Origin of the sequence: Lysinibacillus sp. AR18-8 (genome assembly GCF_001705465.1) — a bacterium.
Taxonomy (GTDB): Bacteria; Bacillota; Bacilli; order Bacillales_A; family Planococcaceae; genus Lysinibacillus; species Lysinibacillus capsici.
This window is the reverse complement of sequence record NZ_MDGU01000029.1, coordinates 60,368-81,398: the sequence shown is the minus strand read 5'-3', so window position 1 is coordinate 81,398 and position 21,031 is coordinate 60,368. Positions and strand designations below refer to the sequence as shown.

Genomic DNA, 21,031 nt, shown 5'->3' with positions numbered 1-21,031 from the left:
ATCGTCAACCCATCCTGGGCTCGGCTCAGTCAATGCAGCATCGGCCTGGGCACTATTGGGTGAAGCAGAGTATGGTGCAGTCGGGCACGAAGCGGTCGTCCTGGTTGCTGTGGTTCGTGTCTAATTTGAAGGCGCCGTAGCCCACGAAGGTCTACACGCGTAAGATCGTCGGCAGCGTCAGATGTGTATAAGAGACAGCATTTGGGGAGCAGTTCAACCGAGGCTTAAGGGGATTTTTAGAATTGTAGAAAGGAAAATTTTTCTAAACAAAAAATTTACAGTTAATGGTTAATGTAAAAAACGTCGTAAATAGACGTTTTTATAATGAAAATTTGATTTATTTTTTAGAGGAATAGGTTTTTATTACCTTGGATGTAATTGTTTAGAAATTGTTTAGCTTCAATTAGTACTATATAAACGTTAATAAACTTATTTTGAGTGATGTGTAATCCTACTGATCTATTTCGACTAAAGAGTCCTGTGTAAGTTTGAATGTTGAAGGGGGTTTTTACAAAAGATGACGAGAATTGAACCATTGCTTTATGGAATGCGTTCCTCAATTAAATAAAGAAAAAACAATGAAAATACAGATTAAATAAAGGAGTAATTTTAATGACGAGCGAAACGAAATCACTAAGTACAGCTTTATTGAAAAAAATCCAAACAAAAAAAGCAACAATTGGAGTGATTGGACTTGGCTATGTAGGTTTACCGTTTGCTGTGGAAATGGCTCAAAATGGATTTAAGGTAGTTGGCTTTGATAAGAATCAAGGAAAAATCAGACAATTGCAAAATGGTGAAAGTTATATTGCTGATTTACCGAGAGAAAATATAGAGCAAATGATCGAAAGTAAACATTTTGAAGCAACTAAAGATTTTTCTATGCTCTCACAAGCAGACGTTGTGATTATTTGTGTACCTACACCTACTACTCCTGATGGAACACCTAATATTTCATATATCGAAGAAGCAACGCATGCCATCGGTCAAAATATTAACGCCAATGTGCTAGTTATTCTTGAAAGTACGACTTACCCTGGGACAACAGAAGAAATGGTCCAGCCTATTTTACAAAAATATGGTTTTACTATTGGTCATGATTTGTTTTTAGCGTATTCACCAGAACGTGTTGATCCAGGAAATAGCAACTTTTCCGTGTCGAATACACCAAAAGTGATTGGGGGAATAACAGCCACATGCCTAGAATTATCAAAGATTTTTTATGAAACAGTTCTTCATACCCATGTGTGTACTGTGACAAGCCCTAGAGTGGCTGAAATGGAGAAATTACTGGAAAATACTTTTCGCCAAATTAACATAGCCCTTGTAAACGAGTTAAGTCAGATTTGCTATAAGATGAACATTGATATTTGGGAAGTTATTGATGCAGCTTCTACAAAGCCGTATGGTTTTATGCCATTTACACCAGGGCCAGGAGTGGGAGGGCATTGTATTCCAGTCGATCCTAAATATCTACTATGGGCTGGGCAACAACATGGTATCTCTGCAACGTTAATTGAAGCAGCTGATAAAATCAATGACTCAATGCCCAACTTTGTAGTCGAGAGACTAAGTAATTACTTAAGTATTCAACATAAAGAGCTGTATAGAGCCAATATTGTTGTCATCGGTGTCACTTATAAACCTAATATAAACGATTCACGTGAATCGCCAGCACTTCATGTTATTCAGCAACTACTAGATAAACAATGCCAATTAACGATCATTGATCCTTATATACAAACATTCTCTATCGAACAATCACATTTCAATACGGTTGCATTAACAGCACCAATAATCCAACAAGCAGATGCAGTATTAATTTTAACGAATCATTCAACTATTGATTACTCTTTAATTGATCAACAAGCTTCTTTAATTTTTGATACACGTAATACCCATTTTTTGTTCGAAAATAAAAATTATTACAAACTATAAGGGGGAATTCATAGGAAATGAAACGACTAAAACTATGTGGTCTGCTCATCATGCTGTTCTTAGCAGGCTGTCAGTCAGCGACACAAGAAACGATTCATCCAGTTGATTCTTCTATAGAGGTCAAAAAATCTGATGGTACTAAAAGTGAATTAATTAGTCATGCCAATATTGTGGTACCAAAAGTATCGTTAACATTTAATGGCTTAGCAGATAACGACACAATGAAGTCACTATTAACGAAACTAGATGAATCGAATATGAAGGCTACCTTTTTTCTAGAGGGAATGCGTGTTGCTCAAGAGCCAGAGCTTGTGAAAGATATCTTAAAAAGGGGACATGAGGTGCAAAACGGTACATTGACATTTCCAGATGTAACATCTTTGGATTATGACCAAACGTATGAAGAAATCATGTTAACCAATCAAATTTTTGAAGAGCATTTAGGCTATACACCGAAATTTGTTCGTAGTCGTTCAGGCGATGTTACCGATAATATGCGCTTAGCAGCAAAGGCGCTTGATATGAAAGCTGTTATTGGATTATCTATTAACCCACTTGATAGAAAAATGCAAAGTGCTCAGGAGCTGATTAATTATATCAGTAAATATATTGATAGGGGCTCTATTATTCATCTCAACACATACATTAATCCTGCCATTATTGATGCTATACCATTATTAGCTCAATTAGCTAAAGAACGCGAGTATACCATTACTACCTTAAGTGATCTATTAGATGAACGTTATTTAACAAAGTCAGTGGAAGAGATTGCTGGATATGATGATGTCAGTCCCAATTTAAATTATGAGCAGGTCAAGCCGAATTTATATTATCGAAAAGAGACAACCAAAAAGGAAATAGCTATTACTTTTGATGATTGGGCACATGAAAAAAGAGTAAAAGAAGTGTTGGATGTATTACGTCAATATAATATCAAAAGTACCTTTTTCCTAATAGGAAGTGGAGTAGAGAAGAATCCACAATTAGCGAAGATGATTGTAGAGGAAGGACATGAGGTAGCGAGCCACTCCTATTACCATTTAGATGTTACAAAAATGACACCCGAAGAATTACAAGATGATTTAGTGAAGGCACATCAGGCATTAACCTATGCTTTACAAGAGCCCCCGCTTCTATATTTCCGACCAGCCCAAGGAATAATGGATGAGCGAACGGCCAAGATCATTACTGCTGCGGGAATTAAAACGATTGCTATGTACGATATCGCTTCTTTTGATTGGAATTTAGATTACTCAGCACAAGACATTTACGAACGGGTGATTTCTAGGGTTGGGCCCGGCAAGGTCATTGTCATGCATATCCTAGATGGAACAAATACTGTAGAAGCACTTCCGCTCATCATTGAAAAACTTCTAGAAGATGGTTATAGCTTTAGCAAAATGTCTACTTGGATTGAAGAAGATTCAAATAGGGATGTGAATGAACAATGAAAACAAAAAAAGAGATCTTAACGATACCACACTCTGACCGTCGGATTCTTTCAAATATTCCCGATCCCGAAAATGTAAGGAGCCTTGTGAATCGTCGTGGAGCATCCTATCAGAAAGAGGAAATTGATCCGACAGATGTGAATGAAATCTATCGACTTCAACAATTAAGTTTACGCTACGAAACTCATTTTGAGGTTCATATTAAAAGGGCAAAACGCCAAGTGAACGCAGAAAAACTTTTTGCAGAGGATATTTCGGTAACGGGTATCCTCGTTTACTCTAATCAACCTCATGAATTTTTAATAAATGAAATTTTAACAATGAATTTCAACATACCGGGTGGTGCAATGCCTGAGGGCTATGAAGCCAAAGTGAAGTTAAAGGCTAAGGTTGTCCGTTATTTTACGAAAGAAGTGGATGGAGAACTACGTTATTATGCTGCCTGTGAATTTTTACAGCCTTTAAACGAATATATGACAAAAAAACGTTGGGGCATTTCTATTTTTATGGCTAGTTTATTTTTATTGGTCGTATCGATTATTGTCATGTTAATGAGAGCAGAAAGCGTGATTTACTTTAGGTTTAATAAATTTTTATATCTTTATAGTATTATTGCAGCAACATTTCTGTTAAGTAGATATTTATTTGGTATTTTCTATAAAAATGTACCGATCAATCCAAAGTTTGAACCAGGTGTCTCCATTATTATTCCAGTCTTTAATGAGGAAGAGTGGATTCATCGCACGATTTCTAGTTGTATCAATCAATATTACCCAGTAGATAAATTAGAAGTAATCGTTGTAGATGATTGTTCAACAGATCGTACAGAGGAAAAGGCATACGACATGATTAACCTTATTCATCAAGAGGGTGAACGATTTAAGACGAATGATCGATTAAAGTTTTATAAGCTTCCACAAAACGGTGGGAAACGGGAAGCGTTAGTTGCGGGTGTTCATCAAGCGAAGCATGATTTAGTTGTTTTTGTGGATTCCGATAGTTTTTTAGAGCCACATGCAATCCGTAATTTAGTGCAACCTTTTCAAGATCCCAAAATGGGCGGTGTGGCTGGCCGAACAGAGGTTGAAAATAAATTTACTAATGCGCTAACTAAATTACAGACGGTTCGTTATTATATTGCCTTCCGTATCATGAAAGCAGCTGAAGCATGGTTTGATACGGTTACTTGCTTATCAGGACCACTAGCCTGTTACCGGAAAGAGCTAATTTTAAAAAATGAAACAGCATGGCTTAATCAAAAATTTCTTGGTCAGCCAGCAACTTTTGGTGATGACCGTAGTATGACAAACTATATTTTAAAAACACATCGAACAGGCTATCAGGACAATGCCATTTGTTCAACAATTGTTCCATCTGACACAAAAGTTTTTCTATCCCAGCAAATGAGATGGAAACGTTCTTGGCTTCGAGAATCTTTGCGTGCATTTTTATTTATGTGGAAAAAAGAACCGTTTATGTTCCTTTTCTTCATTATTGGTTTAATTGTGCCGATTGCAGCACCAATTGTCGTTGTTTATAACTTAATTTATGTACCAGTCATGTATGGTATTTTTCCTACAACGTTTTTAATAGGTTTACTATTAATGGCCATGCTTATGAGTTTGGCTCATCTATTCTTTAGAAAAAGTAAACTATGGGGATTTGGTTTTATCTTTGTCCTCTATTATGAATTTATTTTGCTATGGCAGATGCCAGTTGCTTGGGTGACTTTTTGGAAATCTACATGGGGGACAAGGGAAACACCTCAGGATGTTCTAGCGAAGGAAAAGAAAATGGAAAAGCAAAAATTACGAAAATCCCGATTTTCGATGGTGAAAATTAGAAAAAAGGGTGAGAAGGAATGAACGGAAAAAGTGTAGAGCTTCAGCCAGCTAAAAAAAATCGTCGGAAAATCATCCGTTCGATCGCTCAATTAATTATAGTAGTATTGTTAGCTGTCATTTTAATTAAAGCTGTTTTTCTAACAGAGAAAAGGGGAGCTGAAACAGTTCCATTAAATAATAAAGAGGGTTTTATTGCCCTTTCCTATTTTGGTGTCAGTAGAAATGAATCACCTAAATATGTGTCTAAAAAGAATTTAGAAGAACAATTAACTTTGTTAGAAAAACAAGGGTATCAAACCATTACTCAAAAGGATATTTTAGACTTCTATCAGCATGATAAACCATTGCCAGAAAAAGCTTTGTATCTATCATTTGAAGATGGACGTACAGATTCTAGTATTTTTGCTCAAAATATTATGGAAAAATTAAATTATAAGGCGACGATGTTTACGTATGCCAATAAAATGGATACAACCGATAATAAATTTTTAAAGCCCAAAGATTTAAAACTGATGGAAAAAAGCGGTTATTGGGAAATGGGCTCCAATGGATATAGGTTAACCTATATTAATATTTTTAATGATAAAGGACAGTCCTTAGGCGTCATAGATGAAAATAACGTACCTAATAAAACAACAATAGAATACTATAATCATTATTTAATGGATTTTATTCGTAATCAATATATGATACCAAGTGAAACTCGACAAGAGATGGAGGCTCGTATTAAGAAGGACTACAATTTAATGCAGGATATCTATAATGAAGAGTTGGGGGAAGTCCCTAAAGCCTACGCAATTATGCATGCAAACTCACTTTATAACAATATGGATCCTCTCGTGGAAAGTGTGAATAACAAAGAAATTAAAGACAAGTTTCGTATGCATTTTAATCTAGAATTAGGAGCCTACAATGATAAAGAGGCAGATATTTATAATTTAAGCCGATTACAAGTATCACCATATTGGTCAACTAATCATGTGATGATGAAGATCAGACAGGCCAGTAGGCAAAACATACAATTTAAGATAGGAGAACAGGAAGTAGCACAACACTGGAAAGTGATAAATGGTGCGGCAGAATATGAAAATAATGAGATTACATTAACTTCAGCTCCATCAAGTGAAGGCAGAATTCTTTTAAAGGAGGAACTGCCAGATCAATATAATGTGAATTTTGCGTTTAAAGGGAATGTGGTTGGTCAACAAGCTTTCTATGTAAATTACGATGAAAAAACAAATAGTTATTTACGAATTGTACTAGTCGATAATGAGATTGTAATAAGTGAAAAATTACCAGGCGGGGGAATTGTTGAAAAAGAACGCTTTCCATTAAATGAAATTAAGTGGAATGAAGAAGAATACGCATTTAATAAAGCAACAGTTTACACTTACCATGATACGCAAAAAGGGTCACGTATAGATGAAGAAGAGTACCCAAGAAACTTAACGGAAAAAAGAGTATTTAACATTGCTATAAATAAGGATAAAATAGAAATAGATGTAGATAATGTATTATCCGAGACCGTTCAAATAAATCCGAAATTACAAGGGGCACAGATTGGATTTGGTGCGTTGTACAGTAATAAGAACACTTCACACGAACAGTATGCAGATGATATTTACGATACATTAATTGAAGATATTTTGATTACAGATAAAAACAATCAAACTATTTTTACAAACCAATATACGAATTTCGAGAAGGTTAAGTATAAATCCACTGAGTTATTTAATCATGTCGTTGATTTCTTTATCGAGACCTTCTAAATCGGGGTGAAATTAGAGTCAAGTGAAGAACATTATGTTATTTATTTGTATTGCGCTACTATTTATTACAGCTTGTAGTAATAGTAAAGAACAGCCAGCTAAAGCAAAGGAAGAATTTAACGATAAGGAGAAGCTCCGATTATCTATTTGGTTACCAGAATGGCAAAATAAATCCGCCATGAAAGATGTAGAAAATTCTCAACTTGGATTACAAGATATACGTGTTTTTGGCGCATATTTTAATAGCAATGATGAACTATTGTTAACAGAAAATGCCGTAGATATGTTGCAAAAGACCAAGCAGCAATTTAATGATTCCCATCATGTGATCCTAACACTCATCAATGATTATGTAACAGAGAATGCTCCATCTGTTCAAAAGGATAGCACGCTTTTGCATAGATTATTGCAGGATACCTCAGCAAGGCAAAAGCATATTGGAAATATTTTGCGGGTTGTGGAACAATATCAAATAAATGGCATTGAGATTGATTATGAAAAGGTGGCTAAAGATGACCTTCAAAACTATATCCTATTTTTAGAAGAGCTTTACCAAGAGCTTTCCAAAAAGGATGTTACATTGCATGTTGTACTCGAACCACGCTTTCCATTTGATGTGAAATTGCCAGATGGACCTCACTATACAGTAATGGCCTATAATGTTCATGGTTACCACAGTGGGCCAGGTGCTAAAGCTACTTTTTCTTTTCTAGATGATTTAGTAAAAAAAATGAAGAAGTCTAATCAAGATTTAGCTATCGCCTTTGCCACTGGAGGTTTTGATTGGGTAGCTCAGGGCAAAATAGTCGCTTTAACAGAGCTGGAGGCCGAACAATTACTAGCCGATAGAAAAGCAGCTAAGCAGCGTGATCAAGCAAGTGGAGCCGTTTATTTTTCATACGTAGATGACAATAATGTCAGCCATGAAGTTTGGTATGCTGATCAAGAAACGCTAGAAAAATGGGTTACTTACGTTCAAAAGAAAAGCTATCATGACGTTGTATTATGGCGTGCAGGAGGCTTAGGAGAGAAAACAATAGAATGGATTGCTGAGCAATCAACAGAATAATAAAAAATCGCCCAAAAGGCGATTTTTTTATTGGAATTGTGAAAGGCGAGAAAAAAAGTTTTTCACAAAGTCTAAGAAGATGATTTCTGATGGTGCAATTTCTCGATTTACGGGTGAAATAATACCAACAGTTCTAGGGATTGTAGGAGATTCAATAGGGACCTTAATGGTAAAGCGAGCTGCTGAATCATAAAGAGAACTTTCTGGTAATAGACTAACACCTATGCCAGCGGCGACTAAGCCCTTTAGTGCATCCAAATCTTCTCCCTCTGAAATGACATTTGGTAAAAAGCCTGCAGCTCTACAAGCATCCATCGCTACCTTATGCAAAATGTAACCATCTGGAAATAATACGAATAAATCATTTTTCAACTCTGCAAGCTGTATGCTTTCTCTTTTAGCTAATGGATGATTGGCTGGTAGGAGTGCGGCAATATTTTCAGTAAACAGAATGGTTGATTGAATGGATTCGTCCTTCGGGGGCAGGGGTCCCAAAAAGGCGAGGTTCAACTCCCGATTTTTAACTGCATCAATCAAAAATCGATAAGACCCTTGACGGAGTTGAAATTGTAAATCAGGATATTCGCGTTTAAAGGCTGAAATAACGGTTGGCAGAACATAGCTAGCTAAACTTGTTGGAAAGCCGATTTTAATTGAGCCCTTTGCAGGATCAAGATATTCTTCTACTTGCTTTGCTGCAAAATCGATGGCCTTTAATGCCGTAATGGTATGCTCAAGAAATGTCTTCCCTATTGGTGTTAATTTGACATTTCGTCCCACTCGTTCAAATAACGGAGTGCCTAACTCATCTTCAAGATTTGCGATTTGCCGACTAATGGCAGATTGGGCTACATGAAGATGCTCAGCAGCCTCTGAAATATGCTCACGTTCAGCAACCTCTACAAAATAGCGTAATTGACGTAACTCCACTAACATTTCACCTCTATTAATCTAAAAATAAGATTGATTATACCTTAATTATATATTATTTAAGATGAAAAATGACTGTTTATGTCAAAATAAAAATTATAAGCTGTTAGATGCTTTTTTACTGGAATCAAAAGTATATTTATGGGCATATCATCTAAATTAATGGAGAAATGGCAGAAATGTTGGATACAATCTACGTTTCTGTCTTTTCATTTACCTAAAATTACTTTCTTTTGAGGATACAATCCATCAATTTTTATAGCAAAATTTCTTTCTTCCAATATGAACTTAAATTGATTCCATTTTAATGAAATAGGTTATAGTATAGATATGTTGTTTATGCTAATTTGTCACAAAACCGCTACAATTAGCACTTTTCTCGAGGTTTTCACTATGTAGCTAGATGAAATCAATTCTCAATTAGGGAGATTTTATTGAAAATGAAGAAAGTCTATTCTCATTGTTTAGGTGAAGTAGCAATAATCTGAAAATGCTTACAAAGTCTTTATTTTTAAAGATTCTATTTAAGGAATGGGAAAGTAATTGAAATGGTTTGCATAGAGAACGATTTTCAGTTAAGATTAGAATGATGATAATTAAGGAATGGTTGACCCATTCACTGAACACTATGGAGGTATTTTCATGTCAACTTTAGTTATTAAAGATCTTCACGTTGCTATCGACGGAAAAGAGATTTTAAAAGGCGTAAATCTTACAATTAATACAAACGAAATTCACGCAATTATGGGACCAAACGGAACTGGTAAATCAACACTAGCTTCTGCTATTATGGGTCATCCAAAATATGAAGTAACTTCAGGTACTGTTGAGTTAGATGGCGAAGATGTGCTTGAAATGGAAGTAGACGAGCGTGCTCAAGCTGGTTTATTCCTAGCAATGCAATATCCATCTGAAATTGCTGGTGTTACAAATGCTGATTTCTTACGTTCAGCAATTAACGCGCGTCGTGAAGAAGGCGATGAAATTTCATTAATGAAATTTATCCGCGAATTAGATAAAAACATGGAATTCCTTGAAATGAACGAAGATATGGCTCAACGTTATTTAAATGAAGGTTTCTCTGGCGGGGAGAAAAAACGTAATGAGATTCTTCAATTAATGATGATCAAACCAACATTTGCAATCTTAGATGAAATTGACTCTGGTCTTGATATCGATGCATTGAAAGTTGTCTCAAAAGGCATCAACGCAATGCGCGGTGAAGGCTTTGGCTGCTTAATGATTACACACTATCAACGCCTATTAAACTACATTACACCAGACCATGTACACGTAATGATGCAAGGACGTGTTGTAAAATCAGGTGGTGCAGAGCTTGCACAACGCTTAGAAGCAGAAGGTTATGACTGGATTAAAAAAGAATTAGGAATCGAAGAAGAAACAGAAGAACAAGAAGCATAAGAAGGAGGACGAACTAGCATGACAGTGGAACTTAACTTGCCTGTAACAGTACAGGACGTGCGCTCGTTCTCAGAAGCAAATGGTGAACCTACTTGGTTTACAGAACTTCGCGCGGCAGCACTAGACAAAGTAGCTGGTTTAGATTTGCCAAAACCAGATAGAACGAATATTACAAAATGGGATTTCATGAACTTCCCAGTGTTGGCAGTTCATAGTGAGGCATTCCCTTCATTGGATGCTCTACCTGAAGAAGCAAAAGGTTTAATTGACCTTGAAGCACAAGAAAACCTATATATTCAACGTAATAATACACCAGCATATATTAAGGCATCACAAGAACTTGCTGATAAAGGTGTTATTTTTACTGATATTTTCACAGCAGTTCGTGAACATGGCGAACTTGTACAAAAATACTTTATGACAGAAGCTGTTAAAGTAGATGAGCATAAGTTAACAGCACTTCATACAGCACTTGTTAATGGTGGAGTGTTTGTATACGTACCAAAAAACGTGATCATTGAGCAACCACTTCAAGTTGTTTTCCTTAATGACAATGCGGAAGCTTCATTATATAACCATGTTTTAGTAGTAGCAGAAGCGAATTCAGCAGTAACATATGTGGAAACTTATGTTTCAACAGTTGAAGAGGCAAAAGGGCAAGCGAATATTATTGCGGAAGTCGTTGTTCAAGATAATGCACAGGTGACATATGGTGCAGTAGATGTCCTTGCAAAAGGATTTACGACATATGTTAATCGTCGTGCACGTTTAGCGCGTGACGCAAAAGTTGACTGGGCTCTTGGTCTAATGAATGATTCTGATACAATCTCTGAAAACATTACGCATTTGATTGGTGACGGTTCTCATGCAGATACAAAAACAGTCGTAGTTGGTCGTGGAGAACAAAAACTTAACTTCACTACTGAGGTTCGTCACTGGGGTAAAAACTCAAACGGGCATATCTTAAAGCATGGTGTAATGAAAGATGCAGCTCAGTCAATCTTTAACGGTATTGGCTATATCGAGCATGGTGCGACAAAAGCCGATGCACAACAAGAATCACGTGTATTAATGCTGTCAGAAAAAGCTCGTGGGGATGCAAACCCAATTTTATTAATTGACGAAGATGATGTAACAGCAGGACACGCAGCATCTGTTGGTCGAGTAGATCCATTACAGCTTTATTATTTAATGAGCCGTGGTATCTCGAAAGCAGAAGCAGAGCGCCTTGTTATCCATGGATTCCTTGCGCCAGTTGTTACGCAATTACCAATTGAAGGCGTTCAAAAGCAACTGACGGAGGTTATTGAAAGGAAAGTTCGCTAATGATGAATAAAGACATTAAAAGCTATTTCCCAATTTTAAATCAGGATGTAAATGGTCATAGACTTGTATATCTTGATAGTGCAGCAACATCTCAGAAGCCTGTTCAAGTGATTGAAGCGATTAAAGCTTATTATGAATTTGATAATTCCAATGTTCACCGTGGGGTGCATACACTAGGAAACCGTGCAACAGATAAATATGAAGGTGCTCGTGAAAAGGTTCGTAAGTTTATTAATGCACAATCAACACAGGAAATTATTTTTACGCGTGGTACAACAACTGCTTTAAATACAGTTGCGACAAGTTATGGACGTGCAAATGTTGTCGAGGGTGATGAAATTGTCATTACTCATATGGAGCATCATTCCAATATTATTCCTTGGCAACAATTAGCCAAAGAAAAAAATGCAACTTTAAAATACATTGAGCTTGAAGCAGACGGCACTCTTAGCCTAGAGAAAGTACGTGCGACAGTCACACCTAAAACGAAAATTGTTTCGGTGTCTATGGCTTCAAATGTACTTGGAACAATAAATCCAATTAAAGAAATTGCTCAAATTGCACATGCTAATGGTGCTGTCATGGTTGCCGATGGTGCACAAGCTGCGCCACATATGAAAATTGATGTGCAAGATTTGGATGTAGATTTCTTAGGTTTCTCAGGGCATAAAATGTGCGGACCAACTGGAATAGGTGTACTATATGGTAAAAAGGAACACCTTGAAAAGATGGAGCCAATTGAATTTGGTGGCGAAATGATTGATTTTGTTGGGCTTTATGAGTCAACGTGGAAGGAATTACCGTGGAAATTTGAAGGTGGAACGCCTATTATCGCAGGTGCAATAGGTTTAGGAGCCGCTATTGATTTCTTAACTGATATCGGGTTAGATAACATTCTAGAGCATGAGCATAAGCTTGCAGGCTACGCAATGGATCAACTTGAAACAATTGACGGTTTGAAAATTTTCGGCCCACGTGACCCTATGAAGCGTTGTGGATTAGTAACATTTAATCTAGATGATGTACATCCACATGATGTGGCAACGGTGCTTGACATGAACGGTATTGCTGTTCGTGCAGGACATCATTGTGCACAGCCACTAATGAAATGTCTTCAGCAAGTAGCGACAGCACGAGCAAGCTTCTATCTGTACAATACAGAGGAGGATATTGACCGTTTAGTTGCAGGGTTACGTTCTGCGAAGGAGTATTTTGGCGATGTCTTTTAATAATTTAGATCAACTATATCGTTCAGTCATTATGGATCACTATAAGAATCCTCGTAATAAAGGATCTTTAGATGAGAATGCTGTAACGATCGATATGAACAATCCGACTTGTGGCGACCGTATTCACTTAACATTGAAAGTGACAGACGGTGTTGTAGAGGATGCGAAATTTGATGGTGAAGGCTGTTCTATTTCTATGTCTTCTGCATCAATGATGACACAGATCATCAAAGGAAAGAAAGTAGAGGAAGCTATTGAGCTTTCTGATATTTTTTCTAAAATGATGATGGGTGAGGAGTACAGCGATAAATATGACCTTGAGGATGTTGAGGCACTGCAAGGTGTTTCACAATTCCCAGCACGAATTAAGTGTGCAACATTGGCTTGGAAAGCAATGGAAAAAGGTGTGAAATAAATCTTACTCCCTTGTTCTTGAGTGAAAGCTACTATGGCTTCACTCAAAGCAAGGGATGATTACCTAGAAAAATACATCTCAATGAACGGAGGAGAAACGATGGCTAAAAAAATGCCTGATATCGGCGATTACAAATACGGTTTCCATGACAAGGACGTATCAATTTTCCGTTCAAAACGCGGTTTAACTGAAGAAATCGTCCGTGAAATTTCAAATATGAAACAAGAGCCAGAATGGATGTTAGAATACCGTTTAAAAGCTCTTGAAACATTTTATACAAAACCGATGCCACAATGGGGTGGCGATCTTGGAGATTTAGATTTTGATGAAATTACGTACTATGTAAAACCATCAGAAGCTACTCAAAAATCATGGGATGAAGTACCTGATGAAATCAAAGCAACTTTTGATAAATTAGGTATCCCAGAAGCTGAACAAAAATATCTTGCAGGTGTATCTGCACAATATGAGTCTGAGGTAGTTTATCACAACATGAAAAAAGACCTTGAAGATCTTGGTATTGTGTTCAAAGATACTGACTCTGCTCTACGTGAAAACGAAGATATTTTCAAACAATATTGGGGCAAAGTGATTCCTTACACAGACAATAAATTTGCTGCTTTAAACTCAGCAGTATGGTCAGGTGGATCGTTTATTTATGTGCCACCAGGTGTTAAAGTAGAAACACCGTTACAAGCTTACTTCCGTATTAACTCAGAAAATATGGGTCAATTCGAACGTACACTTATTATTGTAGATGAAGGCGCTCACGTACACTATGTTGAAGGTTGTACAGCTCCTGTTTACACAACAAACTCTTTACACTCAGCAGTTGTAGAAATTGTTGTTCGTAAAGATGCATATTGCCGTTATACAACAATTCAAAACTGGGCGAACAATGTTTACAATCTTGTAACGAAACGTACAGTTGTAGAAGAAAACGGTACAATGGAATGGATTGATGGTAACATCGGTTCTAAATTAACAATGAAATACCCAGCATGTATCCTAAAAGGTGAAGGTGCTCGTGGTATGACATTATCGATTGCATTAGCAGGTAAAGGACAACACCAACATGCTGGCGCTAAAATGATCCATATGGCACCAAACACATCTTCAACAATCGTTTCTAAATCGATTGCTAAACAAGGTGGTAAGGTAACGTATATGGGACAAGTTCGTTTCGGTCCTAAAGCAAGTGGTGCACGTGCTAACATCGAATGTGATACGCTGATTATGGATAATCAATCGACTTCTGATACAATTCCTTATAACGAGATCTTTAATGATAATGTATCTTTAGAGCACGAAGCAAAAGTTTCAAAAGTATCTGAAGAACAATTATTCTATTTAATGTCTCGCGGAATTTCCGAAGAAGAAGCAACAGAAATGATCGTAATGGGCTTCATCGAGCCATTCACAAAAGAACTACCAATGGAATACGCAGTAGAAATGAACCGTCTGATTAAATTTGAGATGGAGGGCAGTATCGGGTAATACACCTGAAATGCTTGATATATAAGGATTTTAGAGGCGTTAGAAAAACAATCAAAATCTGCCGTGCCGAAAACGTGCCGATTCAGATTTTATCATTTGTGTAGGAGGCGAACTTTTTTAGTTCGTCTTCTTCTATTTTCTCAGAAATATCTAAGTAAGTATCAGAAGTTGTTTTAATTGTTTTATGCCCTAATCGGTTAGAAACAAATTTTATACTAGCCCCCGATTTTAAAAGCAACACTGTAGTGTGTGTCTGAAACAATGAGTACCTTTATAATCTACACCAGCTTTTTTACAATAATTCTCTATACTTTCTCGAACCGTAGAAGGTGTTAAATAATTTCCAAGATAGTTTTGAAAAATGATATTACCACTATTTTTATTTGAATTTGTTTAGCCATTGCTTTCTTCTTACCAAAGCCAGTGAATTTAATTGTTTCTGCTATTGTATCCATGTCATGCACCCCTTACAGATATTTGTAATCTTATTTTATAGAAATATTACCAATAATACATATAAAAAAAAGCCACTCAGTTGAGCGGCCTATACCTATTTTTCATTTAAAGCTGGGTGTTCATTATAATTAGTAACTACATCTGGGAAGCTTTCTGTTAAAAAATTATCCCAATTTATTTTATCTAGTGTTGCTTTATCTATACTAAACTTCATTACTGCGGAATCTTTCTCTTTACCGTAATTGTCAATAAGAGGTAGCTGCCAATCGACATTTATTTGTTTAATATTATCAACTTTTGAAAGTGGTTCTAAAATTTTTATAGAATCCATCCACATACCACGTTTCATCATATCTAATGTGAAATTATCCGAAGCATTTAAAGTTAGATTTAAACCACTATCGGTTGCTTCTACTTTTTCTATTACTTTTTTCTGCGAGTTATTATTTTTTCCTAGTTTATCAGTAATGATTTTTTCGACTTCTTCTGTTGAAACTTTACTAATTATTTGGGCAATGTTTTCATCAATTTTCTCTTTTTCTTCTTTAGTTAATTCTTTTTTGGGTTCTAATAAGCCAGTTTCAATAAGTGTCTCTAATTTTCCATCTTTAAAAACAAGTGATACGGAAGATTCTTTATCTATCCCATTTTCTCCGTCATAGTCTAAAAACAATCGTAAGTCTTCATTTTCTTTTGCTTCTGGATTTTTTGATTTGCCACCTACTATTTCTTCTACTTCATCTAAACTCATACCTTGTTCCAATTTTTTAAATTCGTCTGGGGTTATTGTAGCAATGTTTTCATCACCGCATGCAGCAAGTAATAATACTGATAATGACCCTATGTATAGTAATTGTTTCATTATACATTCCTCCCTCCATAATTACATTTTAGGGAATTTATTGGTGAAAGTACATAAAAAACAGACAATCAATATTAGTTATCTGTGTCCTTGTTTATATGCTGCAGTAAGTCACCTAAGTTCTTTACATCCAATGTAATCATGATTTTTTCTAACGCATCCTTTGGATACATCCAGGAGCCTGTCATTTGAAAGCTGCCACTATTGCTGCAGCATTGGAGATCAGCACAAAGACAGTTTATCGTAGCGTTAAAAGTTAGAGAAATTAGGCATCATCGAAAAAGTACCAAGAATGAGATTAAACGGTAATAAAGGGGCTAGTATTTATCGCATTTTACCTTATGTCCCATCGAGTGTGTCCCAACGAGAGACAGACGATAAAGTTAAATTGTGACTAGGGGTTTTTTGTGTTTTTATGTTGCGAATAAAAATGGAGAGAAATAGTACTGGATTTATTTAAGATTACATACTAAAATGATAATGAGAATCAATATCAATTGAAAAGGGGGATGGTAAATCTAGAAGATGTGCAGTACTTCAATAAGCAAGATGAGATAGTTAATCATCATTCAAAGGAGAATAGGTAAATGAAAAAGAAGTTTTTATTTATTAGTTTCATAGCATTATTTATGCTCATTCTCGCCGCATGTGGAGAGAAGAAGGGAGTAGAAGAGGAATCTTCCACTGATACACCAAAAGAAGAAGAAGTGACACAGACAAAAGAAGAATCAACAAATGAAAATGGCACAAGAACGATTGAATATCTTGGTGAAAGCTATGAAGTGCCAGAAAAAGTGGAAAGAATTGTTGTAACAGGAGCTATGGAAGCAATGGAGGATATGGTGGTGCTGGATGTTCACCCAGTTGGAGCTATTGCTATTGGTGGCAAGTTCCCTGAGCTCTATGCTTCTGTAACAGACAAAGCAGAATCTATTGGTGAGAAGATTAAACCAAACTTTGAAAAAATATTAGAATTAAATCCAGATGTCATTTTAGGGTCCACAAAGTTCCCAGAAGAGGTACAAAGTAAATTAGAGAAAATTGCACCTACAATTTTAGTTTCACATATTTCGACGAACTGGGAATCTAATTTGAATTTACTAGCAGAACTAACTGGTAAGCAAGCAGATGCTGAGAAGATCTTATCTACATATAAAGCTGATATTGAAGCTGCTAAGTCCACGTTAACTGAAAAACTACAAGATCAAAAAGTAGCGGCTATTCGTATTCGTGGGGGACAAGCGTATGTTTATCCAAAAGAAGTATTTTTAAATGCAGTTCTTTATGGAGAGCTTGGTTTAGCAGTACCTAATGAAGTTGCTAAAGCAAAATCTCAAGAGGCCATTTCTGTGGAACAGCTTGCAGATATGAATCCTGATTATTTATTTGTGCAGTTTTCAACAGATGAAAATGCGGACGCGCCGAATGCTTTAGAAGACTTTAAAAAGAATCCAATCATCCAAAATATTACTGCATTTAAAAATGACCGAGTATTTGTTAATGTACTAGATCCACTAATGGAAGGTGGCCCTGCATATAGCCGAATTAAGTTTTTAGAGGCTATTCAGCAAAATCTTGTGAAATAAACGTCGCCTGTTATAGTAGCATGAGTTCAATGGAATATGGACTCATGCTTTTTCTTTGGCATAATTAAGTGATAAAAGAAGGTATATTTTTTACATGATGTTTATTTGTAGTGACATACTGTGTGCTATGATTATGTACATAGAGGAGGATGTCACATGATTGTAGTAGGATTAACTGGTTGGGGCGATCACCCTTCACTTTATAGTGGAGTGACTACTTCAAAGGATAAATTATTTGATTACACAGGTCATTTTTTAACGGTTGAAGTAGATACTTCTTTTTATGCCATACCAGCCAAAGAGCATGTTCGGAAATGGTGTGAGGATACACCTGAAAACTTCCGTTTTGTTGTGAAAGCTTACCAAGGCATGACGGGTCATTTACGTGGAGAGATTCCCTTTGAATCAAAAAATGATATGTTCAATGCATTTATTGAATGTGCCAATGAATTTAAACGTTACGGAAAGCTAGGCATGGTATTAGCACAATTTCCACCATGGTTTGATTGCCAAGGAAAAAATGTGCAATATTTATTGTATATCCGACAACAGCTAAAGGATTTTGAAGTAGCGATTGAATTTCGAAATCAAACATGGTATGCAGAAAATGTTGTCAAGCAGACGATAGATTTCTTACGAGAACATCAATTTATCCATACGATTTGTGATGAACCACAGGCTGGTGTAGGATCTGTTCCTTTCTACCCTGTAGTGACTGCAAATAAAGCGTTGATTCGTCTCCATGGTCGCAATATACATGGATGGCGGAACACAGGAAATGCAGAAAATTGGCGTAAAGTTCGCTTCTTATATGATTATAATAAAGAAGAATTACAGCAGCTTGGGGATAGCATGAAAAAGCTTGAACCAGAGGTCAATGAACTCTTCGTTTTATTTAATAATAATTCTGGTAATCATGCAGCGAAAAACGCAAAGGAGCTACAAGGTATGTTGAATATTAACGATGTCGGGTTGGCACCTAAACAATTAAACATGTTTGAAGGGGAACTATAATGGAGTTTATTTTATTAGTCATCATTGCTTTGCTTGCTGGTCTAATTGGCTCATTAGTTGGGCTAGGTGGTGGTGTAGTATTAGTACCAGCAACATTATACATCGGCTTAAATTTAGGAATGATCCCAGATATTACACCACAAAAAGTAGTCGGTTTATCAGTGGTGATGATGATTTTCACGGGACTTGCCTCCACGCTAAGCTATATGAAATCTAAAACGGTGGATTATAAAAGTGGTTTTATATTCTTTATTGGAAGTATTCCAGGAACAATCCTTGGCGCATGGGTCAATAAAGGATTAGATTTACCATCCTTTAATTTATATTTCGGTATTTTACTTATTATTTTATCGATTATTTTGCTTGTGAGAGACAAACTGAAGCCTGTAAAATGGTTTGTAAAAAATGGTATGCAGCAAGAGTTTACTGACTCTGAGGGAAAAACCTATGTATATGGCTATCCCATTTGGTTTGCTATTACATTAACATTTGGTATTGGCTTTGCTTCTGGTTTATTTGGAATAGGTGGCGGCTCCATGATCGTGCCAGCAATGATTATTTTATTCTTATTCCCCCCACATGTCGCGGTGGCAACATCGATGTTTATGGTATTTTTAACGTCCATTGTTAATTCTGCAAGCCATGTTTATTTCGGTCATGTACCTTGGCTTTATACTATTCCAGTTATTCCTGGTGCTTATGTTGGAGCAAAGCTGGGTGCTGCGTTAAATAAGAGGATTAAATCCGATACACTTGTACTAGCTTTAAGGATTATTCTATTATTACTAGGAATTCGATCTATTATAGAAGGCATATTAGCTTAATTTGAAGTGAGGTGGCTTTAATGCTTGAAAAGATCCATATTTTTCACACAAATGATTTGCATAGTCATTTTAAGTATTGGCCACGAATGCAAAGCTATGTGAAAGAAATGCGCAATAAATTAGGGAATATCGGGGAAACAAGCTATTTGTTTGATGTTGGAGATCATTTAGATCGTTCCAACATTTATACAGAAGCAACAGTTGGGAAAGGTAATGTGCGATTGCTAAATGAGGCGGGTTACGATGTGGTGACAATCGGCAACAATGAAGGCATTACATTATCCCATGAAGAGCTCTTCCACTTATATGATAATGCTAATTTTGATGTTGTAGTTGCAAATGTATATGCCTCCCACGGGAAGAAGCCAGCATGGATGAAGCCTTATGTAATCTTAACAACAGCAATGGGTACAAAGATTGGCGTCATTGCAGCCACGGCCATGTTTGAAGTATATTATGAAGAATTAAATTGGCATATGGACGACGCTAGAAGTACACTGCTACGTTTAGCGCATCAACTACGTGAAGAAGTAGACATTGTTGTATGCTTATCCCATTTAGGCATTACAGAGGATGAGCTCTTAGCGGATGAGTGTCCAGAAATTGATGTTATATTCGGCTCTCATACTCATCATGTCCTACCAGAGGGCAAAGTGATTAATGGGGTTTTACTGACAGGTGGAGGTAAGTTTGGCCAATATACTGGACATCTTATCATAGAATATGATAAAAAATTGAGGAAAATTGTTGAAAAAAAGGATACTTTAATTCATAATAAGGATTTGCCAATTGTTAAAAATGAACAGAAAGTGGTACAGTTTTTGGAGGATGAAGGAAACAGAATATTGGATACTCCAGTTTTTACAACAAAGAAAACCTACAACAAGGAATGGTTCCATTATTCACAGCTATCTGATTTATTTGCACATGCAATTTTGGAAAAAAGCGGAGCGGACTGTGCATTATTCAATGCAGGGATATTTTTAGATGGTCTTCCTAAGGGAATAGTGACTGCCTTAGATTTGCACCGAATTTTCCCACATCCAATTAATTTATGTACAATTGAATTATCCGTCGCTGAAATGAAAGAAATTTATATGCAATCCAAAAATGAAGAATGGCCCTATATCGAACTAAAAGGACTAGGGTTTAGAGGCGTCATTTTTGGAAAAATATTGACATATGGATTTTCCATGAATGAAAATCGGCAATTATTAATTAATGGTAAGCTAGCAGATCAAAATCACATTTATAAACTGGTCACATTGGATCTGTTTACATTTGGTTATTTTTATCCAAGTTTTAAATATGCAAAAAAACAATATATTTTACCTGAATTTTTACGAAACATTATGATAGATTATGGTCAAAGATTCTTTAAACAATAGAGAGAGTTTAA

General features: G+C 36.2%; 17 protein-coding genes. 14 read left to right on the top strand and 3 right to left on the bottom strand.

Annotated elements, in window-relative coordinates; all coding sequences use genetic code 11:
* The first annotated feature begins 612 nt into the window (after positions 1–612).
* From BFM98_RS19390 to BFM98_RS19370, 5 genes are read left to right on the top strand one after another with little or no spacing between them, the layout of a single operon-like run.
* Entirely contained in the window at positions 613–1,938 is a 1,326-nt protein-coding gene (locus tag BFM98_RS19390) for a nucleotide sugar dehydrogenase (protein ID WP_066038201.1), read from the top strand.
* Between the two features lie 17 nt (positions 1,939–1,955).
* Positions 1,956–3,389, top strand: coding sequence for a polysaccharide deacetylase family protein (locus BFM98_RS19385; RefSeq protein WP_254660061.1), 1,434 nt, complete (start codon positions 1,956–1,958; stop codon positions 3,387–3,389).
* Positions 3,386–5,254: a glycosyltransferase family 2 protein gene (locus BFM98_RS19380; protein ID WP_066038200.1), complete on the top strand. Its 1,869-nt coding sequence runs from the start codon at positions 3,386–3,388 to the stop codon at positions 5,252–5,254. The genes BFM98_RS19385 and BFM98_RS19380 overlap by 4 nt, the downstream gene beginning before the upstream one ends.
* Positions 5,251–7,002 carry a polysaccharide deacetylase family protein gene (locus BFM98_RS19375; protein WP_066038199.1) on the top strand — a complete coding sequence of 584 codons (1,752 nt, stop codon included), beginning with the start codon at positions 5,251–5,253 and terminating at the stop codon, positions 7,000–7,002. Before BFM98_RS19380 ends, BFM98_RS19375 begins: the two co-directional genes overlap by 4 nt.
* Positions 7,003–7,024: 22 nt before the next feature.
* On the top strand, positions 7,025–8,071 hold the full coding sequence (locus BFM98_RS19370; RefSeq protein ID WP_233436252.1) for a glycosyl hydrolase family 18 protein: 1,047 nt from the start codon (positions 7,025–7,027) through the stop codon (positions 8,069–8,071).
* A 27-nt stretch (positions 8,072–8,098) separates the two neighbouring features.
* Here BFM98_RS19370 and gltC read toward each other — a convergent pair whose 3' ends face one another.
* Entirely contained in the window at positions 8,099–9,001 is a 903-nt protein-coding gene (gene gltC / locus BFM98_RS19365; protein WP_048394390.1) for a glutamate biosynthesis transcriptional regulator GltC, read from the bottom strand.
* Between the two features lie 642 nt (positions 9,002–9,643).
* Between gltC and sufC the strand changes: the two genes are divergently transcribed.
* The 5 genes from sufC (at position 9,644) to sufB (ending at position 14,890) form a co-directional block, all read left to right on the top strand.
* Positions 9,644–10,423 (top strand): Fe-S cluster assembly ATPase SufC, encoded by a 780-nt coding sequence (gene sufC / locus BFM98_RS19360; protein ID WP_016994918.1) that lies wholly within the window; start codon positions 9,644–9,646, stop codon positions 10,421–10,423.
* Between the two features lie 18 nt (positions 10,424–10,441).
* A complete protein-coding gene (gene sufD, locus BFM98_RS19355) occupies positions 10,442–11,749 on the top strand; it encodes a Fe-S cluster assembly protein SufD (RefSeq protein WP_048394394.1) in 1,308 nt (435 codons plus the stop codon).
* Positions 11,749–12,978, top strand: coding sequence for a cysteine desulfurase (locus tag BFM98_RS19350; RefSeq protein WP_048394396.1), 1,230 nt, complete (start codon positions 11,749–11,751; stop codon positions 12,976–12,978). The genes sufD and BFM98_RS19350 overlap by 1 nt, the downstream gene beginning before the upstream one ends.
* Positions 12,968–13,393 (top strand): Fe-S cluster assembly sulfur transfer protein SufU, encoded by a 426-nt coding sequence (sufU, locus tag BFM98_RS19345; protein WP_066038197.1) that lies wholly within the window; start codon positions 12,968–12,970, stop codon positions 13,391–13,393. Before BFM98_RS19350 ends, sufU begins: the two co-directional genes overlap by 11 nt.
* A 99-nt stretch (positions 13,394–13,492) precedes the next feature.
* The gene (gene sufB, locus BFM98_RS19340) at positions 13,493–14,890 is read left to right on the top strand and encodes a Fe-S cluster assembly protein SufB (RefSeq protein ID WP_016993620.1); all 1,398 of its coding nucleotides are present in this window, start codon (positions 13,493–13,495) and stop codon (positions 14,888–14,890) included.
* Positions 14,891–15,222: 332 nt separating this feature from the next.
* On the opposite strand, the gene BFM98_RS24465 is transcribed toward sufB, so the two are convergent.
* Together BFM98_RS24465 and BFM98_RS19335 are read right to left on the bottom strand one after the other, a co-directional pair.
* The gene (locus BFM98_RS24465; RefSeq protein WP_256389915.1) at positions 15,223–15,345 is read right to left on the bottom strand and encodes a hypothetical protein; all 123 of its coding nucleotides are present in this window, start codon (positions 15,343–15,345) and stop codon (positions 15,223–15,225) included.
* Between the two features lie 95 nt (positions 15,346–15,440).
* Positions 15,441–16,208, bottom strand: coding sequence for a hypothetical protein (locus BFM98_RS19335; RefSeq protein WP_066038196.1), 768 nt, complete (start codon positions 16,206–16,208; stop codon positions 15,441–15,443).
* Positions 16,209–16,795: 587 nt separating this feature from the next.
* Between BFM98_RS19335 and BFM98_RS19330 the strand changes: the two genes are divergently transcribed.
* From BFM98_RS19330 to BFM98_RS19315, 4 genes are all read left to right on the top strand, one after another.
* Positions 16,796–17,794 carry an ABC transporter substrate-binding protein gene (locus BFM98_RS19330; RefSeq protein WP_066038195.1) on the top strand — a complete coding sequence of 333 codons (999 nt, stop codon included), beginning with the start codon at positions 16,796–16,798 and terminating at the stop codon, positions 17,792–17,794.
* 156 nt (positions 17,795–17,950) lie between these two features.
* Entirely contained in the window at positions 17,951–18,808 is an 858-nt protein-coding gene (locus BFM98_RS19325; protein WP_066038194.1) for a DUF72 domain-containing protein, read from the top strand.
* The gene (locus tag BFM98_RS19320) at positions 18,808–19,632 is read left to right on the top strand and encodes a sulfite exporter TauE/SafE family protein (protein WP_054549446.1); all 825 of its coding nucleotides are present in this window, start codon (positions 18,808–18,810) and stop codon (positions 19,630–19,632) included. Before BFM98_RS19325 ends, BFM98_RS19320 begins: the two co-directional genes overlap by 1 nt.
* 20 nt (positions 19,633–19,652) lie before the next feature.
* The gene (locus BFM98_RS19315) at positions 19,653–21,020 is read left to right on the top strand and encodes a bifunctional metallophosphatase/5'-nucleotidase (RefSeq protein WP_066038193.1); all 1,368 of its coding nucleotides are present in this window, start codon (positions 19,653–19,655) and stop codon (positions 21,018–21,020) included.
* The last annotated feature ends 11 nt before the right edge of the window (positions 21,021–21,031 follow it).